The organism is Pseudomonas sp. 1, assembly GCF_056626735.1.
Genome location: NZ_JBWXMQ010000006.1, coordinates 263,016 through 278,527, shown reverse-complemented (window position 1 = coordinate 278,527; position 15,512 = coordinate 263,016). Strand labels below are relative to the sequence as shown.

Annotated in this window: 14 protein-coding genes; 11 read left to right on the top strand and 3 right to left on the bottom strand. The window is 60.4% G+C overall.

The annotated features are described in order from the left end of the window. Positions 1-18: 18 nt before the first annotated feature. A complete protein-coding gene (locus tag AC1MDC_RS11760; RefSeq protein WP_085699688.1) occupies positions 19-801 on the bottom strand; it encodes a PhzF family phenazine biosynthesis protein in 783 nt (260 codons plus the stop codon). A gap of 89 nt (positions 802-890) precedes the next feature. Continuing rightward, a complete protein-coding gene (ybaK, locus tag AC1MDC_RS11755) occupies positions 891-1,361 on the bottom strand; it encodes a Cys-tRNA(Pro) deacylase (RefSeq protein ID WP_227233407.1) in 471 nt (156 codons plus the stop codon). 360 nt (positions 1,362-1,721) lie between these two features. On the opposite strand from ybaK, the gene AC1MDC_RS11750 reads away from it, so the two are divergent. The 4 genes from AC1MDC_RS11750 (at position 1,722) to glpD (ending at position 6,863) form a co-directional block, all read left to right on the top strand. After that, on the top strand, positions 1,722-2,573 hold the full coding sequence (locus AC1MDC_RS11750) for an MIP/aquaporin family protein (RefSeq protein ID WP_007953183.1): 852 nt from the start codon (positions 1,722-1,724) through the stop codon (positions 2,571-2,573). Positions 2,574-2,651: 78 nt separating this feature from the next. Beyond that, entirely contained in the window at positions 2,652-4,154 is a 1,503-nt protein-coding gene (gene glpK, locus AC1MDC_RS11745) for a glycerol kinase GlpK (protein WP_085699692.1), read from the top strand. Positions 4,155-4,249: 95 nt separating this feature from the next. After that, positions 4,250-5,005 carry a DeoR/GlpR family transcriptional regulator gene (locus AC1MDC_RS11740; RefSeq protein WP_007953179.1) on the top strand — a complete coding sequence of 252 codons (756 nt, stop codon included), beginning with the start codon at positions 4,250-4,252 and terminating at the stop codon, positions 5,003-5,005. A 319-nt stretch (positions 5,006-5,324) separates the two neighbouring features. Continuing rightward, positions 5,325-6,863 (top strand): glycerol-3-phosphate dehydrogenase, encoded by a 1,539-nt coding sequence (gene glpD / locus AC1MDC_RS11735; RefSeq protein ID WP_480393038.1) that lies wholly within the window; start codon positions 5,325-5,327, stop codon positions 6,861-6,863. Between the two features lie 55 nt (positions 6,864-6,918). Here the strand turns inward: glpD and AC1MDC_RS11730 are convergent, their stop codons facing one another. Further along, a complete protein-coding gene (locus AC1MDC_RS11730) occupies positions 6,919-7,806 on the bottom strand; it encodes a LysR family transcriptional regulator (protein WP_085699898.1) in 888 nt (295 codons plus the stop codon). A gap of 106 nt (positions 7,807-7,912) precedes the next feature. Here AC1MDC_RS11730 and AC1MDC_RS11725 point away from each other — a divergent pair, with 106 nt between their 5' ends. Genes AC1MDC_RS11725 through AC1MDC_RS11695 form a run of 7 tightly spaced genes read left to right on the top strand, consistent with a single transcriptional unit; the run spans position 7,913 to position 15,483 of the window. Continuing rightward, entirely contained in the window at positions 7,913-9,280 is a 1,368-nt protein-coding gene (locus AC1MDC_RS11725; RefSeq protein WP_085701714.1) for an MFS transporter, read from the top strand. Beyond that, positions 9,261-9,677, top strand: coding sequence for a DUF4440 domain-containing protein (locus tag AC1MDC_RS11720; protein WP_085701715.1), 417 nt, complete (start codon positions 9,261-9,263; stop codon positions 9,675-9,677). Before AC1MDC_RS11725 ends, AC1MDC_RS11720 begins: the two co-directional genes overlap by 20 nt. Further along, complete coding sequence (locus tag AC1MDC_RS11715; protein WP_480393037.1) at positions 9,674-10,606, top strand: PDR/VanB family oxidoreductase; 933 nt, start codon at positions 9,674-9,676, stop codon at positions 10,604-10,606. The genes AC1MDC_RS11720 and AC1MDC_RS11715 overlap by 4 nt, the downstream gene beginning before the upstream one ends. A 41-nt stretch (positions 10,607-10,647) precedes the next feature. Beyond that, a complete protein-coding gene (locus AC1MDC_RS11710) occupies positions 10,648-11,922 on the top strand; it encodes an aromatic ring-hydroxylating dioxygenase subunit alpha (RefSeq protein ID WP_234205900.1) in 1,275 nt (424 codons plus the stop codon). Continuing rightward, positions 11,903-12,385, top strand: a complete 483-nt coding sequence (locus AC1MDC_RS11705; protein ID WP_085699704.1) for an aromatic-ring-hydroxylating dioxygenase subunit beta — start codon at positions 11,903-11,905, stop codon at positions 12,383-12,385. Before AC1MDC_RS11710 ends, AC1MDC_RS11705 begins: the two co-directional genes overlap by 20 nt. 28 nt (positions 12,386-12,413) lie before the next feature. After that, a complete protein-coding gene (locus tag AC1MDC_RS11700) occupies positions 12,414-14,114 on the top strand; it encodes an NAD(P)/FAD-dependent oxidoreductase (RefSeq protein ID WP_480393036.1) in 1,701 nt (566 codons plus the stop codon). A 31-nt stretch (positions 14,115-14,145) separates the two neighbouring features. Then, positions 14,146-15,483, top strand: a complete 1,338-nt coding sequence (locus AC1MDC_RS11695; protein ID WP_266201016.1) for an amidase family protein — start codon at positions 14,146-14,148, stop codon at positions 15,481-15,483. Positions 15,484-15,512: the final 29 nt, after the last annotated feature.

The window sequence follows — 15,512 nt, the reverse complement described above, 5'->3', positions numbered from 1 at the left end:
CTCCCTGGTTTTTTGGCTTCAGCCCAGCATCAATGTGCCGCTGGCCACCAGCGTCGCATTCCCGCCGATCTTCACTCGCTCGCCTTCCAGCCGACAAAACAACTCGCCGCCCCGCGCCGAACGCTGGCACGCGGTCAGGCTGGATTTGCCCAGACGTTTCGACCAGTAGGGGATCAGGCTGCAATGGGTCGAACCGGTCACCGGGTCTTCATTGATGCCTATGGCCGGGGCGAAATAGCGTGAGACGAAGTCATGCTGATTGCCCGGGGCGGTGACGATGGCACCCAACCACGGCAATTTGGCGAGGGCGACCATGTCCGGCTGGCAATCAAGCACCGCCTGCTCGGACTCCAACACTACAAACAGCTCGTTGGAACTCAGAACATCCACTGCCTGGACATTCAGCGCCCGCTCGATCTCCACGGTGACGCCTTTCTCCACCGCTTCGATGGCCGGAAAATCCAGCCATAGCGTGCCGCCTTCGCGACTGACGCTCAATGGCCCTGACTTGCAGGTGAAGTCCAGACGCTCGGCCGTTTCCTTATAAATCTCGAACAGCACATAGGCGCTGGCCAGGGTCGCATGACCACACAACGGCACCTCGGTGGTCGGTGTGAACCAGCGGATATGCCACGCCTGTGCTTCGCGCACCAGAAACGCGGTCTCCGCCAGATTGTGCTCGGCGGCGATCTTTTGCATCAGTTCGTCCGCGAGCCACGCGTCGAGGCGATAGACCATTGCCGGATTGCCGCTGAACGGCCGGTCACTGAACGCATCGACCTGATGAAACTCGAGCTGCATAACCTTCTCCCTGTGTCAGTCGAACGAGCATGCAGCGCCGGCCGGATCAGCGCCAGTGACAGTGCCGGCCAATTTTCTTCATACAGACGTCAAGGGCGACCGATGTCGGCAAATTTCGCCTGGGTGTGTTCTGCCAAGACTGCCGGCGCCAGCTCTACTTCCAGCCCGCGCCGACCGGCGCTGACGTAGATGGTCGCAAAAGGCTGGGCCGAGTTATCGATGAAAGTACGCAGGCGTTTTTTCTGCCCCAGCGGACTGATGCCGCCCAACAAGTAACCGGTTGAACGTTGCGCGGCAGCCGGCTCGGCCATCTCGACTTTTTTCACTCCGGCGGCGTGGGCAAGCCCCTTGAGGTCGAGACTTCCGACGACCGGTACCACGGCCACCAGCAACTCACCCTTCTCACTGGCCGCCAACAGCGTCTTGAACACCTGCGCCGGATCGAGCCCCAGCTTTTCCGCGGCCTCCAGGCCATACGACGCGGCCTTCGGGTCATGTTCGTAACTGTGCACGCGATGTTCGGCACGAACTTTTTTCAACAAGTCCAACGCAGGGGTCATGGCAGCTCCGGGCTCGGCAGTGGCAAAAAATCCTGCGGCGAATTTTAGGCCATCGTTGTGCAAAAGGCTCTACCACACGCCACGTTTCCCGGAGTTTGCAGGCTGATAACAGCCGCGCAGACCGGGTGACCTGCAGGATCATTCACATGACTGATAGTTTATTTGTGACTGATGGTTCACTTTCGACCTTTGACAGGTTTGTTTCTTGTCTATATTTTTTCGAATCTGAATAATGCAAGAATTATCGTCATCGCAGCACCCAGCAGTAAACCGGGAACAGGATGGGGATCCTGCCTCGGCGAAAATCGCGCCTTGCCCTTTCGGCAACGCGCCAGACAACAACAAAAACCGAGGTTTTCAATGACAACTGCGTTACAGCAACCTTCGCTCTCGAGCCAGTGTCTGGCCGAGTTTCTGGGCACTGCACTCCTGATCTTTTTCGGTACGGGTTGTGTCGCCGCGCTCAAGGTCGCAGGCGCCAGCTTCGGTCTGTGGGAAATCAGCATCATCTGGGGCGTCGGCGTCAGCATGGCGATTTACCTCACCGCCGGCGTTTCCGGCGCGCACCTGAACCCTGCCGTCAGTATTGCCCTGAGCATTTTTGCCGACTTCGAAAAGCGCAAACTGCCGTTCTACATTCTGGCCCAGGTCGCCGGCGCCTTTTGCGGTGCGCTGCTGGTTTATACGCTGTACAGCAACCTGTTCTTCGATTTCGAACAAACTCACCATATGGTTCGCGGCACTGAAGCCAGCCTCGAACTGGCGTCGGTGTTCTCCACCTTCCCGAACCCGGCGCTGTCGACTGCCCAGGCGTTTCTGGTCGAGGTGATCATCACCGCGATCCTGATGGGCGTGATCATGTCCCTGACCGACGACAACAACGGCCTGCCGAAAGGCCCGCTGGCGCCGCTGCTGATCGGTCTGCTGATTGCCGTGATCGGCAGCTCGATGGGCCCGCTGACCGGTTTCGCGATGAATCCGGCCCGGGACTTCGGTCCTAAACTGATGACTTTCTTCGCCGGCTGGGGTGAAATTTCCTTCACTGGCGCACGTGAAATCCCGTACTTCCTGATTCCGATTTTTGCACCGATTGTCGGTGCCTGCCTCGGCGCTGCCGGGTATCGCGGGCTGATTGCCCGTCACCTGACCGGCGCCACACCTGCTACAAAGGATGCAGAACCGGCCATTGACGGCAAACCAAGAACTTCTTGAAACAGTCGGCGCGGGCTCCTGCCCTTATAGAGCCCGCGCCACGGCCCACTCTCCCTTATTTCGTCCAAGGCAATCGACATGACCGACATTCAGAACAAGAACTACATCATTGCCCTCGATCAGGGTACGACCAGCTCCCGCGCGATCATTTTCGACCGCGACGCGAACGTGGTCTGCACCGCACAACGCGAATTCGCCCAGCATTACCCGCAAGCCGGCTGGGTCGAACACGACCCGATGGAAATCTTCGCCACCCAGAGCGCGGTGATGGTCGAAGCCCTGGCCCAGGCCGGTCTGCACCATGACCAGGTCGCCGCCATCGGCATCACCAACCAGCGTGAAACCACCGTGGTCTGGGACAAGACCACCGGCCGCCCGGTGTACAACGCGATCGTCTGGCAATGCCGCCGCAGCACCGAGATCTGCCAGCAGCTCAAGCGCGACGGTCATGAAGATTACATCCGCGACACCACTGGCCTGGTCACCGATCCGTACTTCTCCGGCACCAAGCTGAAGTGGATCCTCGACAACGTCGAAGGCAGCCGCGAGCGCGCGCGCAACGGCGAATTGCTGTTCGGCACTGTCGACAGCTGGCTGATCTGGAAATTTACCGGCGGCAAGGTCCACGTCACCGACTACACCAACGCCTCGCGCACCATGCTCTTCAACATCCACACGCTGGAGTGGGACGCGAAGATGCTGGAAATCCTCGACATCCCGCGCGAGATGCTGCCGGAAGTCAAAGCGTCGTCGGAAATCTACGGCCGCACCAAAAGCGGCATCGCCATCGGCGGTATCGCCGGCGACCAGCAGGCTGCGCTGTTCGGCCAGATGTGCGTCGAGCCGGGCCAGGCGAAAAACACCTACGGCACCGGTTGCTTCCTGCTGATGAACACCGGCGACAAAGCCGTGAAATCCCGGCACGGCATGCTCACCACCATCGCTTGCGGCCCGCGCGGCGAAGTGGCTTACGCCCTGGAAGGCGCGGTGTTCAACGGCGGTTCGACCGTACAGTGGCTGCGCGATGAACTGAAAATCGTCAACGACGCCCTCGACACCGAATACTTCGCCAATAAAGTGAAGGACAGCAACGGCGTCTATCTGGTGCCGGCCTTCACCGGCCTCGGCGCTCCCTATTGGGACCCGTATGCCCGTGGCGCCCTGTTCGGCCTGACCCGTGGCGTACGTGTGGATCACATCATCCGCGCCGCACTGGAGTCGATCGCCTACCAGACCCGCGACGTTCTCGACGCCATGCAACAGGACTCCGGCGAACGCCTCAAGGCCCTGCGCGTGGATGGCGGTGCAGTGGCGAACAACTTCCTCATGCAGTTCCAGGCCGACATCCTCGGCACTCAGGTCGAGCGTCCGAAAATGCGCGAAACCACGGCGCTGGGCGCAGCTTATCTGGCCGGTCTGGCGTGCGGTTTCTGGGGCAGCCTGGAAGAACTGCGCGGCAAGGCAGTGATCGAGCGCGAGTTCGAACCAAGCCTGGACGAAGCGGCAAAAGAGAAGCTCTACAAAGGCTGGAAAAAAGCCGTCAGCCGTACCCGCGACTGGGAACGTGAGGACGCTGAATAAGCCAGTCTGAGGACTGGTAACGGCATGTAACTGGTCGGGAGCGGATTCCTGCGGCATCATGGGCAAATTTTGCACGGCAGCCCAAAGGAAGCCCCATGAATCTGCCTCCCCGTCAGCAGCAAATCCTCGAACTGGTCCGCGAACGCGGCTATGTGAGCATCGAGGAAATGGCCACGCTGTTCGTTGTTACCCCGCAAACCATCCGCCGCGATATCAATCAACTGGCGGAAGCCAATCTGCTGCGCCGCTACCATGGCGGCGCCGCCTATGATTCCAGCGTCGAAAACACCGCCTATGCGATGCGCGCCGATCAGATGCGCGATGAAAAGCAACGCATCGGTGAAGCCATCGCCGCGCAAATTCCCGATCACGCCTCGCTGTTCATCAACATCGGCACCACCACCGAATCCATCGCCCGCGCCCTGCTCAATCACAGTCATCTGAAAATCATCACCAACAACCTGCACGTCGCTTCGATGCTCAGCGCCAAGGATGATTTCGATGTGCTGCTGACTGGCGGCAATGTCCGTCGCGATGGCGGCGTGGTCGGTCAGGCGAGTGTGGATTTCATCAATCAGTTCAAGGTCGACTTCGCGCTGGTGGGCATCAGCGGTATCGATGAGGACGGCAGCCTGCTCGACTTCGATTACCAGGAAGTGCGGGTGTCCCAGGCGATCATCGCCAATGCCCGACAGGTGATCCTGGCGGCGGACTCCAGCAAGTTCGGCCGTAACGCGATGATCCGCCTCGGCCCGATCAGCCTGATCGATTGCCTGGTCACCGACCAGCAACCGGTGCCGGCCCTGGCGCAACTGCTGAGTCAGCACAAGATTCGTCTGGAAGTCGTTTAACCCCCCTTTGTTTCTCGTTCCCACGCTCTGCGTGGGAATGCAGCCCGGGACGCTCCGCGTCCCATTCAGAAGATGACGCAGAGCGTCAATGTATGCGTTCCCACGCGGACGGTTCGACGCCTCGACATGGGAACGATCACTCCTGCTCCGGCGCCTCATGCGCATCTAATGTTCGAAAATTTTCTTTTAACCGTCCTTCGATGAGTTTTTTCAATCGAAGTCGACTGGCTGCGCGCGTCCTTATGGGCTACCATTTTCGCAAATGAACATTTATGTTCGATTTCCAAGACAGAAAATCAAAAGAGCCCGAGGCCAGCCGATGTCCACCTCTACCTTGCGTACGCCCCCCATCTCCGAGATCTACGACCTCGCCGTCATCGGCGGCGGGATCAATGGCGTGGGGATCGCAGCGGATGCCGCCGGTCGCGGTCTTTCGGTGTTCCTTTGCGAAAAGGACGATCTGGCCAGCCACACCTCGTCGGCCAGCAGCAAGCTGATCCACGGTGGACTGCGCTATCTCGAACATTATGAATTCCGTCTGGTGCGCGAAGCCCTGGCCGAACGCGAAGTGCTGCTGGCCAAGGCCCCGCACATCGTCAAGCCAATGCGTTTCGTCCTGCCGCACCGCCCGCATCTGCGTCCGGCGTGGATGATCCGCGCAGGTCTGTTCCTGTATGACCACCTCGGCAAGCGCGAAAAACTCGCAGGCTCCAAAAGCCTGAAGTTCGGTGCCGACAGCGCGCTGAAAAGCGAAATCAGCAAAGGCTTCGAATACTCCGACTGCTGGGTCGACGACGCCCGCCTCGTGGTTCTGAACGCGATGGCCGCCCGTGAAAAAGGTGCGCACATTCACACCCAGACCCGTTGCGTCAGCGCTCGTCGCGCCAAGGGCCTGTGGCACCTGAACCTGGAACGCGCCGACGGCAGCCTGTTTTCGATCACTGCCAGAGCGCTGGTGAACGCCGCCGGCCCATGGGTCGCCAAGTTCATCCGTGACGACCTGAAGATGGAATCGCCGTACGGCATCCGTCTGATCCAGGGCAGCCACATCATCGTGCCGAAGCTGTACGAAGGCGATCACGCGCACATCCTGCAAAACGAAGATCAGCGCATCGTTTTCACCATTCCGTACCTGAACAACCTGACCCTGATCGGCACCACCGACCGCGAGTACACCGGGGATCCGGCAAAAGTGGCAATCACCGACGGCGAAACCGATTACCTGCTCAAAGTGGTCAACGCCCACTTCAAGAAGCAGATCAGCCGTGACGACATCCTGCACACCTACTCGGGCGTGCGTCCGTTGTGCAACGACGAATCCGACAACCCGTCCGCCGTGACCCGCGACTACACCCTCGCGCTGTCCGGCAGCACCGAAGAAGCGCCGCTGCTGTCGGTGTTTGGCGGCAAGCTGACCACCTATCGCAAACTCGCCGAGTCGGCGATGGCGCAGTTGATGCCGTACTTCACCCAGATGCGCCCGAGCTGGACGGCCACCGCCACCCTGCCGGGTGGTGAAGACATGACCACGCCACAGGCCCTGAGCGCGCTGATCCGCGACAGGTTCGACTGGGTTCCGACCGAAATCGCCCGCCGCTGGGCCACCACCTACGGCAGCCGTACCTGGCGCATGCTCGAAGGCGTGGACAATCTGGCCGACATGGGAGAACACATCGGCGGCGGTCTCTACACCCGTGAAGTCGATTACCTGTGCGCCGAAGAGTGGGCCACCACCGCTCACGACATTCTGTGGCGCCGCAGCAAGCTGGGCCTGTTCACCACCCCGGCCGAACAGGAAAAACTGGCGGCCTACCTGAACCAGGTCGAGCAGAACCGCAACAAGATCGAAGCAGCCTGATCTTCAAGCCGCTCAAACGAAAGCCCCTGAATCGCGAGATTCAGGGGCTTTCGCGTTACTGCGCCAGATGCAGCAGGAGGAAATCGATGAACGCCCGGGATTTGTGCGGCAGATGCGCGGTGTTGGGGAAGACGACGTTGATCGACTGCGATGGCAACGCATAGGCCGGCAACAGGCGAATCAGTCGTCCGCTGGCGATATCATCCTCGACCACCCAGCCCGGCAGCACCGAGACGCCGAGCGACGACAAGGTCATCGAACGAATCGCCGTCGAGGAATTGGATTCGAAATGGCTGATGCCATTGACCTCCACCGCCCGCCCCTGATCATCGCGCAAAACCCATTGCGTAGGCGCCTGCAGATTGCTGTTGGCAATCCATGGCACACCGTTCAGATCCTGCGGCAATGCCACCGGATGACGTTCGAGAAATGCCGGAGTCGCCACCAGCACGATCTGATAATCCGCCAGCTTGCGACTCTTGAAGGCCGAATCCGCCAGATTGCCAAGACGCACTACCAGATCCAGTTTTTCCGCCACCAGATCATTCAACGACGAGTTGAAGTTGTAGCTCAGGCGGATTTCCGGATAACGCTCGTTGAACAATGGAATCAACGGAAGAATGAACTTCTCGCCGTACTCGCTGGTTGAACTAATTCGTAACTTTCCGGAAACCCGGTTATTACCCTTGAGCACATTATCAAAGGCATTATCGATATCCGCGACAATGCCCTTGAACTCCTCATAGAAGTCCTGACCTATTTCAGTCAGCGATATGTTTCGGGTATTGCGGATCAGCAGTGTCGCCGAAAGAACTTCTTCCAGCGCCTTGACATGCAGGCTGGCCATGGCTTTGCTGATACTCAGATAGTTCGCGGCCTTGGTGTAAGAGCCAAAGTCGACCACGGCGAGAAATGTCTGAACCCGATTCAGATGAGCATGCATGGCGGTAGCGTTCACTGTTTAATTCCTTCAAACATTGTTTCAAGGATAGTCGTATCGACACTCCAAGTCCATCGCCCCTATGCTTTGCGACAAAGAGGAAACAACAATGAACTATCGCTACAAGATCGCGCTGATCTTTCTGATCGGCTTTTTTATTGACTGCATAAACATATTCATGTCTGCCGTGGCATTGCCAAGTATCTCGGCAACATTGCAAGTAAGCAGTTCTTCGGTGGCCTGGGTGGCCAATGCCTACATTCTCGGTCTGACGCTGATCATTCCTGTCAGCACCTGGCTGGCCGGGCGCTTCGGCAGCCGCGAGATTCTCACCGCCTCGATGCTGGTGTTTACCGGGGCCGTGTGGATGTGCGGCCTGGCCGACAGCTTCCATGAGCTGGTGATCTGGCGATTCGTCCAGGGCATCGGCGGCGGTTTGCTGATTCCGGTGGGCCAGGCGTTGACCTTCAACCTGTTCCAGGGTGAGCAACGGGCGAAAATCTCCACGCTGGTGATGGCCGTGGCCCTGATCGCCCCGGCGATTTCGCCGACCGTCGGTGGCATCATCGTCGACAACAGTTCGTGGCGCTGGGTGTTTTACAGCAACATTCCGTTTTCGCTGATTGCCGCAGGACTATCGTGGTTCTGGATCCGCGAAGCCCGCCCCACCAGCCTGCCACGCCCGGACGTCCTCGGTCTGCTATTGGTCAGCGCCGCCCTGGGCAGCCTGCTGATGGGCATGTCGCTGTACGGCGGCGACTATCCTGCCATCGAAGCCATCGCCTGTGTCGCGGCAGGCCTGATGTTCGTGGCGCTGTACCTGCTGCACTACCGTCGCAAAGGCGACGCGATCATTGACCTGAGTCTGCTCAAGAGCAAAAAACTCAGCACCTCGATCTTCATCTATTACGCGATTCCCGGCGTGTTCACCGGGGTCAACCTGATGAGCATCTTCTTTCTACAGAACACCCTGCACTTCAGCGCACGCCTGACCGGCATGTTCATGATCCTCTACGCCATCGGCGCATTCATCGCGATGCTGATCTGCGGCCGGGTCTACAACAGAATCGGCGCCCGACGCCTGTTCATCCTCGGCATGCTGCTGCACAGCGCCGGCATCGCCACCCTGATGCTGGTGGATGCACCGACCGATATCGGGGTGATCGTGATCGCCTACAGCCTGATGGGCATCGGCGGCGGAATCGGCGCCAACACCGCGCAAACCACCTCGCTAATGGACTTCAAGGGCGGCGAGACCCACAAGGCCAGCGTGATCTGGAACATCAACCGACAGATGTCGTTCAGCGTCGGCGCGGCCCTGTTTCTGATGATCTACAACCTGCTGCTCAAACAATTCGACTCGACCCCGGCCTATCACGCCACGTTCGCGATTGCCGCGCTGGTCGGACTGTTCCCGCTGTTTCAAATGAGTCAACTGAACCCTCCAAAGGAATGCCATGAACAACAACCCGGTTGAACAAGCACGCCACAGCATCCACCACGTGCATGAGCTGATTCATCGTGTTTTCACCAATGCCGACGGTGCCGGCGAATCCGCCATCGCGCCGCTGATGGATGTCTTCAGCGAAGACTTCAGCATGGTCACCACCTCGGCCGCCGTCGTCGGCCGAGCGCAGGTCGAGCAACTGTTCAAAGGTGCGGTCGGTGCCCGACCCGGCCTTGAGATCGACATCAGCGACCTGCACACGATCTGGCACGAAGGCCCGACCGTCGCCCTGCGCTACAAGGAAACCCATCGCCAGAACCAGCGCGAGAGCTCGCGCATTTCCGTGGCGATCCTGCGCGTGCATCAGCACAGCACCCGCTGGCTGTACCTGCACGAAACGCCGCTGCCCCAGGAAAACCCGGCATGAATTACACCGTTACCCATTGCCGGATGCTGTCGGCATCGATCAAGGAAATCACCGTCAGCGGCGCACCCGCCGCCACGGAGTCGGCCCACGCCGGGGCGCACTTCAAATGGCTGATAGCGCCTTCGGGCGAATGGCGCCATTACTCAACCGTAGAGCTGGGCGACAGCGCCGAAGGCCAATTCACCTTCGCCATCCGTCTCAGTGACGAATCCGCCAGCAGCCACTACCTGCGCTCATTGGTGGCCGGTGATCGGGTGCAGCTCGAAGGCCCGTTCAACACCTTCAACTACCCGCTCGACACCCGGACCGGCCGCGACATCGCCATCGCAGGCGGCATCGGCATCACTCCGTTGACCGGCATCCTGCGCCATCTGACAGCGCTGAAGCGTTCGGCACACCTGCATTACTTTGCCCGCAGCGCTGACGATGCTGCCTATGCCGAAGAGCTGCGCGCACTGCTGCAGGAACGGATGAGCCTGCACCTGTCCGGTGAACGCCCGGCGATTCATCAGGTGCTCGCCGACCTTAGCCCCGCAGACCGGCTCTACGTCTGCGGCCCGGCAGCGATGCTCAACGACATCCTGAGCCATGCCGAATCCGCCGGACTGGCCCGTGATCGCATCCATCTGGAGGTGTTCAACGTTGCCAGGGACGAAGGTGCCCAAGGCTTCACGGTCGAGGCGGCGGATTCCGGCGTGAACATCGAGGTCGGCCCCGACCAGAGCTTGCTCGAAGCCCTGGAAGCCGCCGGCCTCGACCCGATCTCCGACTGTCGTCGCGGCGAGTGCGGTGTCTGCGCGCTGGACGTGCTGGAAGGCGACGTCGAGCACCGGGATTTCATCATGAGCGAACAAGAAGCAGCCTGCAGCGCACGGATCTACCCTTGCGTTTCCCGGGCGAAAAGCCAGCGCCTGAAGCTGGCGATCTGAAGAGGACTCCCCCGTTGGACAACTATTTCAATGGCAGAGAAGTGCACAAATCTCTGTTCCTTGATCAACAACTGTTCGAACAGGAGCAGCAGCGTGTCTTTGCCGCCAGCTGGTGCTATCTGGGCCACGACAGCCTGATCCCCGAGACCGGCGACTATTTCACCGCGACCCTCGCCGGCCGACCGCTGGCAATGGTGCGTCAGAAGAACGGTGACATCGTGGTGCTGCACAACCGCTGCCCGCACAAAGGTGTGAAAGTGCTGGCCGAAGCGCGTGGCAATGTGGGTCGCTTCATGCGTTGCCCCTATCACGCCTGGACGTTCAAGACCGACGGCGAGCTGCTGAGCATCCCGGTGAAAAAGGAATACGACGACTGCGACCTGAGCAGTTGCTCGGCCCACAAGGGTATGCAACCCGTCGCGGCGGTGCACAACTATCGCGGCTTCGTGTTCGTGCGCCTGAGTGAAACCGGTATGGGTTTCGACGAGTTTTTCGGCGAGTCGCTGTCGACACTGGACAACATGGTCATGCGTTCTCCGCAAGGTCAGCTGCGTGTGGTCGGTCAACCGCTGCTGCACAGGCATCGCTGCAACTGGAAGATGGTGGTCGACAACCAGACCGACACCTGCCACCCGATGATTGCCCACGAATCCTCGGCGGGCGAAGCCATCCGCCTGTGGAAGGAAACCGACGACCAGAGCCAGCCTGCACCGATGGCCGTGGAGTTGTTCTCGCCGTTCATGGGCTCGTACGAATTCTTCGCCGGCATGGGCATCCGCGTCTGGCCTAACGGCCACGGACACACCGGGGTCAGCAACTCGATCCACAAGGCCTACACGAGCATTCCCGGTTATTGGGAACTGATGGTGGAAAGCTACGGCGAAGACCAGGCCCGGGCCATTCTCGACGACACCCGTCACAACACCGTGTATTTCCCCAACCTGATGGTCAAGGGCCCGATCCAGACCCTGCGGGTGATCCGCCCGGTGAGTGCACAGGAAACCATCGTCGAATCGTGGATCTTCGAACTGCAAGGCGCCCCGGTGCAGTTGCTGGAGCGGACCGTGCAGTACAACAACCTGATCAACTCGCCGTGCTCGATGGTCGCCCATGACGACGTGGAGATGTACGAGCGGGCCACGGAAGGTCTGCACAGCGACGCCAACGAATGGGTCAACGTCGCCCGCCTGTTCGAACCGGGCGAAACCCACGACCAGACGCGCGTGGTGTCCGGCACCAGTGAACTGGCGATGCGCAACTTCTACGACACCTGGCAAAACCTGATGCGGAACGACCATGCACCACGATCAAACTGAACGGGCCATCGAGCGTTTGCTCGAGACCGAAATGCACCTGCTCGACCAACAGGATTTTGAAGCCTGGCAACAATTGCTGAGCGACGACTACACCTACTGGATTCCGATGACCCGCGAACAGCGCAGCCCGCTGCACGAATCCTCGCTGGTGTATGAAGACCGCTTCCTGACCACCCTGCGCATCAACCGTCTGGCCAATGCCCGCAACTTTTCCCAGCAGCCGAAAAGCCGCTGCCTGCACATTGCCCAGCGACCACGGATCACGATTGAAGAGCCAACGTACAGCGCCGTCGCCAGCAGCAACCTGCTGTATTGCGAAGCCCGTGGCGACCGCGAATGGCATTACCCGGCCACCGTCGAACATCGTCTGATCAACCTCGACGGCGAGTGGAAAATCCAGGGCAAGAAAATTCTCTTGCTCAATCCCGACCGCGCGCTCGAAAGCCTGCAGCTCATCATCTGACCGACCGAGAATGACCCCTGTGAACTCCATGAACAATCCTGCCAGCCAGGCTACCGCGTGCCTGTCTTTCCCCTATGTCGACCTGCTTTACGATTACGGTCAGTTCCTGCGCAACGCCGACCAGGCCATCGGCAGCCTGCCGGCGCACACTGCGCAAAAACACATCGGCATCGTCGGCGCCGGTCTGACCGGACTGGTGGCGGCCTATGAACTGTTGCGTGCCGGTGCCCGTCGCGTGACCCTGTTCGAGGCCGAAGAAAGCCATATTGGCGGTCGCTTGCTGACCCAGTGCTTCGATGCAGAACAACCGCAGTTCATCGCGGAAATGGGCGCCATGCGCTTTCCGCCGAGCGAGGTCGGACTGTTCCACTACCTCGACAAATTCGGCATCCAGACCACCGAAGCCTTTCCCGATCCGGGGGTGGTCGATACCGAACTGCATTACCGTGGCGAGCCCCACCACTGGCCGGCGATGCAGCCGCCGCCGGCGTTGTTCAGTACCGTGCACCAGGGCTGGAATGCCTTTCTGCGCGAAGGCGCCGAGCTGGACGACGGCACCTGCCTTGCCCCGCCGCTGCTGCTGACCGACTTGCTCAAGCAGCACAACTTCAGTGAAGTTCAGCCGGAGTGGCAACGCTATCTGGATTGCTTCGGCGACAGCTCGTTCTACTCGGCCATGGTGCGCATCTTCACCAGCCAGAAACCGCCGGGCGGCAAGGTCTGGCGCAAACCGGAAGACTTCCACCTGTTCGGCTCGCTGGGCATCGGTTCCGGGGGTTTCCAGTCAGTCTATCGCGCCTCGTTCACCGAAATCCTGCGGCTGGTGGTCAATGCGCTGGAGGTCAATCAGCGACTGGTGCCGAACGGTATTTCTTCGCTGGCAGAACTGATCGCCGACACCCGCTTCAACGGCATGCAACTGCGCGACATGATTTGCCGCACGCGCATCGAATCGATCAACAAGGGCGCCGACGGGCAAATCCTGCTGGCCGGCAGCAACGGCGAAACCTATGCCTGCGACCGGGTGATCACCACCACTACGACCCGCGCCTTGCAGGTCAATCTCAAGCTGACGCAGAACCAGGCATTCGTGAACCGTGACGTGGCCCGTGCGATCAACGAAACCCACATGGTCGGCTCGTCCAAGCTGTTCATCCTGACCAAAGACAAGTTCTGGCTCAAACACGGCCTGGCGCAGAACATCCAGACCGACACCCTGGTCAAGGGCGTGTACTGCCTGGATTACGCCCCGCAGGATCCAGACTCCTGGGGCGTGGTGCTGATCAGTTACACCTGGGAAGACGACTCGCACAAGATGGTCTCCATGACCGACAAAGTGCAGCGCTGCCTGCGGCTGGTGGATGAGCTGGCGATGAGCGCGCCGGAATTTGCCCGCCACCTGATTCCGCTCGACGGCGATTATCAGCGCTACGTGCTCGAATACGACTGGCTGACCGACAAGCACGCCCTCGGCGCCTTCAAACTGAACTTCCCCGGCGATGACATCTATTCCGAGCGGCTGTTCTATCAGTTCCGCACCGCCCTCGACCCGCGCCAGGACACCGGTCTTTATCTGGCGGGCTGCGGCGCATCGTTCACCGGCGGCTGGGCCGAAGGCTCGATCCAGACGGCCCTGAACGCAGCGTGTTCGGTCATCAGCAGCCTGGGTGGCGACCTGATCGACGGCAATCCGCTCGACGGTCTGGTCCCGCAATACCGCTACTGCTGATGGCGCCCTCCTCTTTTCGCCGAGACCTTCCATGTACAGTCAGTTTTCCATCGAACAGCTCGTCAACGGATTGCGCCGTGGCGAGCTCTGCCTCGACACCTGGCAGCAAGCCCTGCGCGAGCGCCACAAAAAAGCGCAGCATCTGAACAGTTTCATCACCCTCGATCCGACGGCGCTGGGCTACGCCCCGGATGCCGATCGCCTGGCGCCGCTGTACGGGCTGCCGGTGTCCTTCAAGGACAACATCAATGTGCGCGGCATGCCGACCACCGCCGGCACGCCCGGCCTGGCCGATTACCGGCCGCAGAACGATGCCGGCATCGTGGCGCGCTTCAAGCAATTGGGCGCGCGCGTGGTGGGCAAGAACAACATGCACGAACTGTCGTTCGGCGTGACCTCGGCCAACCACAGCCACGGCAGGGTCATCAACCCGGCGAACGAACGTCACAGCGCCGGGGGCAGCAGCGGTGGCTGTGCCGCCGCCGTCGCCGCCGGGCTGGTGCCGTGCGCGGTGGGCACCGACACCGGCGGTTCGGTGCGCATTCCGGCGGCCTTCTGTGGGATCGTCGGCCTGCGCCCGACCACTGGCGAGTATCCGGCCGACGGCATTGTCCCGGTCTCGCAGACCAAGGACACCCCGGGCCTGCTGACACGCACGGTGGAAGACTGTCGGTTCGTCCACGGCCACCTCAGCGGCCAGCACATCGCGCCGCTGCCCGAGGATCGTCCGCTGCGCATCGGCCTGCCCGAACGCTTTCTCTGGGCCGATCTGGACGACAACGTCAGCCGTGACTGCCGCGTCGCCATCGATGCACTCGCCAGCAACGGTGTGGAGATCGTACCGATCGACGACGCGGTGATCGGTGAGATCAACGAATACATCCAGTTCCCGCTGCCGATCTATGAATTCTTCATTGATTTCCCACGCTTCCTGATGAAGGAAGGCCGTGGCGGGGATTTTCTCGACGTCCTGGCGCAAATCGCAGACCCCGGCATCAAGAAAATCCTCACCACACAACTGGAAAGCCCGGCAATTTCCTACACCGATTATGTGCAGGCATTGATGAGCAAAGTCCGGCTGGAGCAGGAGTACCGGCAACTGTTCGAGCATCACCGACTGGACTTGATGGCCTACCCGACGGTCAGTTGCAGCGCGCCACTGCTGACTGATTGCGCGGATGAAAGCCATTTCGAGCGGTTCGTGCGCAATACCGACCCGGCCAGCAACCTGGCAGCGCCGAGCATCACCGTGCCGGTAGCGGCCTCGGGTGCTCTGCCGGTGGGCCTGTCGTTCGATGCACTGCCGGGACAGGACCGTTTCCTGTTGCAGGCCGTGAGCCGGCTGTCAGCACTGTTGAACATCCGATGAGCGCCGCTCGCTCCGAGAGGGGCGAGCTG

Excerpts from the sequence above, each read along its gene's own strand:
- AC1MDC_RS11760 (WP_085699688.1), bottom strand. The coding sequence starts at position 801 with ATGCAGCTCGAGTTTCATCAGGTCGATGCGTTCAGTGACCGGCCGTTC.
- ybaK (WP_227233407.1), bottom strand. The coding sequence starts at position 1,361 with ATGACCCCTGCGTTGGACTTGTTGAAAAAAGTTCGTGCCGAACATCGC.
- AC1MDC_RS11750 (WP_007953183.1), top strand. The coding sequence starts at position 1,722 with ATGACAACTGCGTTACAGCAACCTTCGCTCTCGAGCCAGTGTCTGGCC.
- glpK (WP_085699692.1), top strand. The coding sequence starts at position 2,652 with ATGACCGACATTCAGAACAAGAACTACATCATTGCCCTCGATCAGGGT.
- AC1MDC_RS11740 (WP_007953179.1), top strand. The coding sequence starts at position 4,250 with ATGAATCTGCCTCCCCGTCAGCAGCAAATCCTCGAACTGGTCCGCGAA.
- glpD (WP_480393038.1), top strand. The coding sequence starts at position 5,325 with ATGTCCACCTCTACCTTGCGTACGCCCCCCATCTCCGAGATCTACGAC.
- AC1MDC_RS11730 (WP_085699898.1), bottom strand. The coding sequence starts at position 7,806 with ATGCATGCTCATCTGAATCGGGTTCAGACATTTCTCGCCGTGGTCGAC.
- AC1MDC_RS11725 (WP_085701714.1), top strand. The coding sequence starts at position 7,913 with ATGAACTATCGCTACAAGATCGCGCTGATCTTTCTGATCGGCTTTTTT.
- AC1MDC_RS11720 (WP_085701715.1), top strand. The coding sequence starts at position 9,261 with ATGAACAACAACCCGGTTGAACAAGCACGCCACAGCATCCACCACGTG.
- AC1MDC_RS11715 (WP_480393037.1), top strand. The coding sequence starts at position 9,674 with ATGAATTACACCGTTACCCATTGCCGGATGCTGTCGGCATCGATCAAG.
- AC1MDC_RS11705 (WP_085699704.1), top strand. The coding sequence starts at position 11,903 with ATGCACCACGATCAAACTGAACGGGCCATCGAGCGTTTGCTCGAGACC.
- AC1MDC_RS11700 (WP_480393036.1), top strand. The coding sequence starts at position 12,414 with ATGAACAATCCTGCCAGCCAGGCTACCGCGTGCCTGTCTTTCCCCTAT.
- AC1MDC_RS11695 (WP_266201016.1), top strand. The coding sequence starts at position 14,146 with ATGTACAGTCAGTTTTCCATCGAACAGCTCGTCAACGGATTGCGCCGT.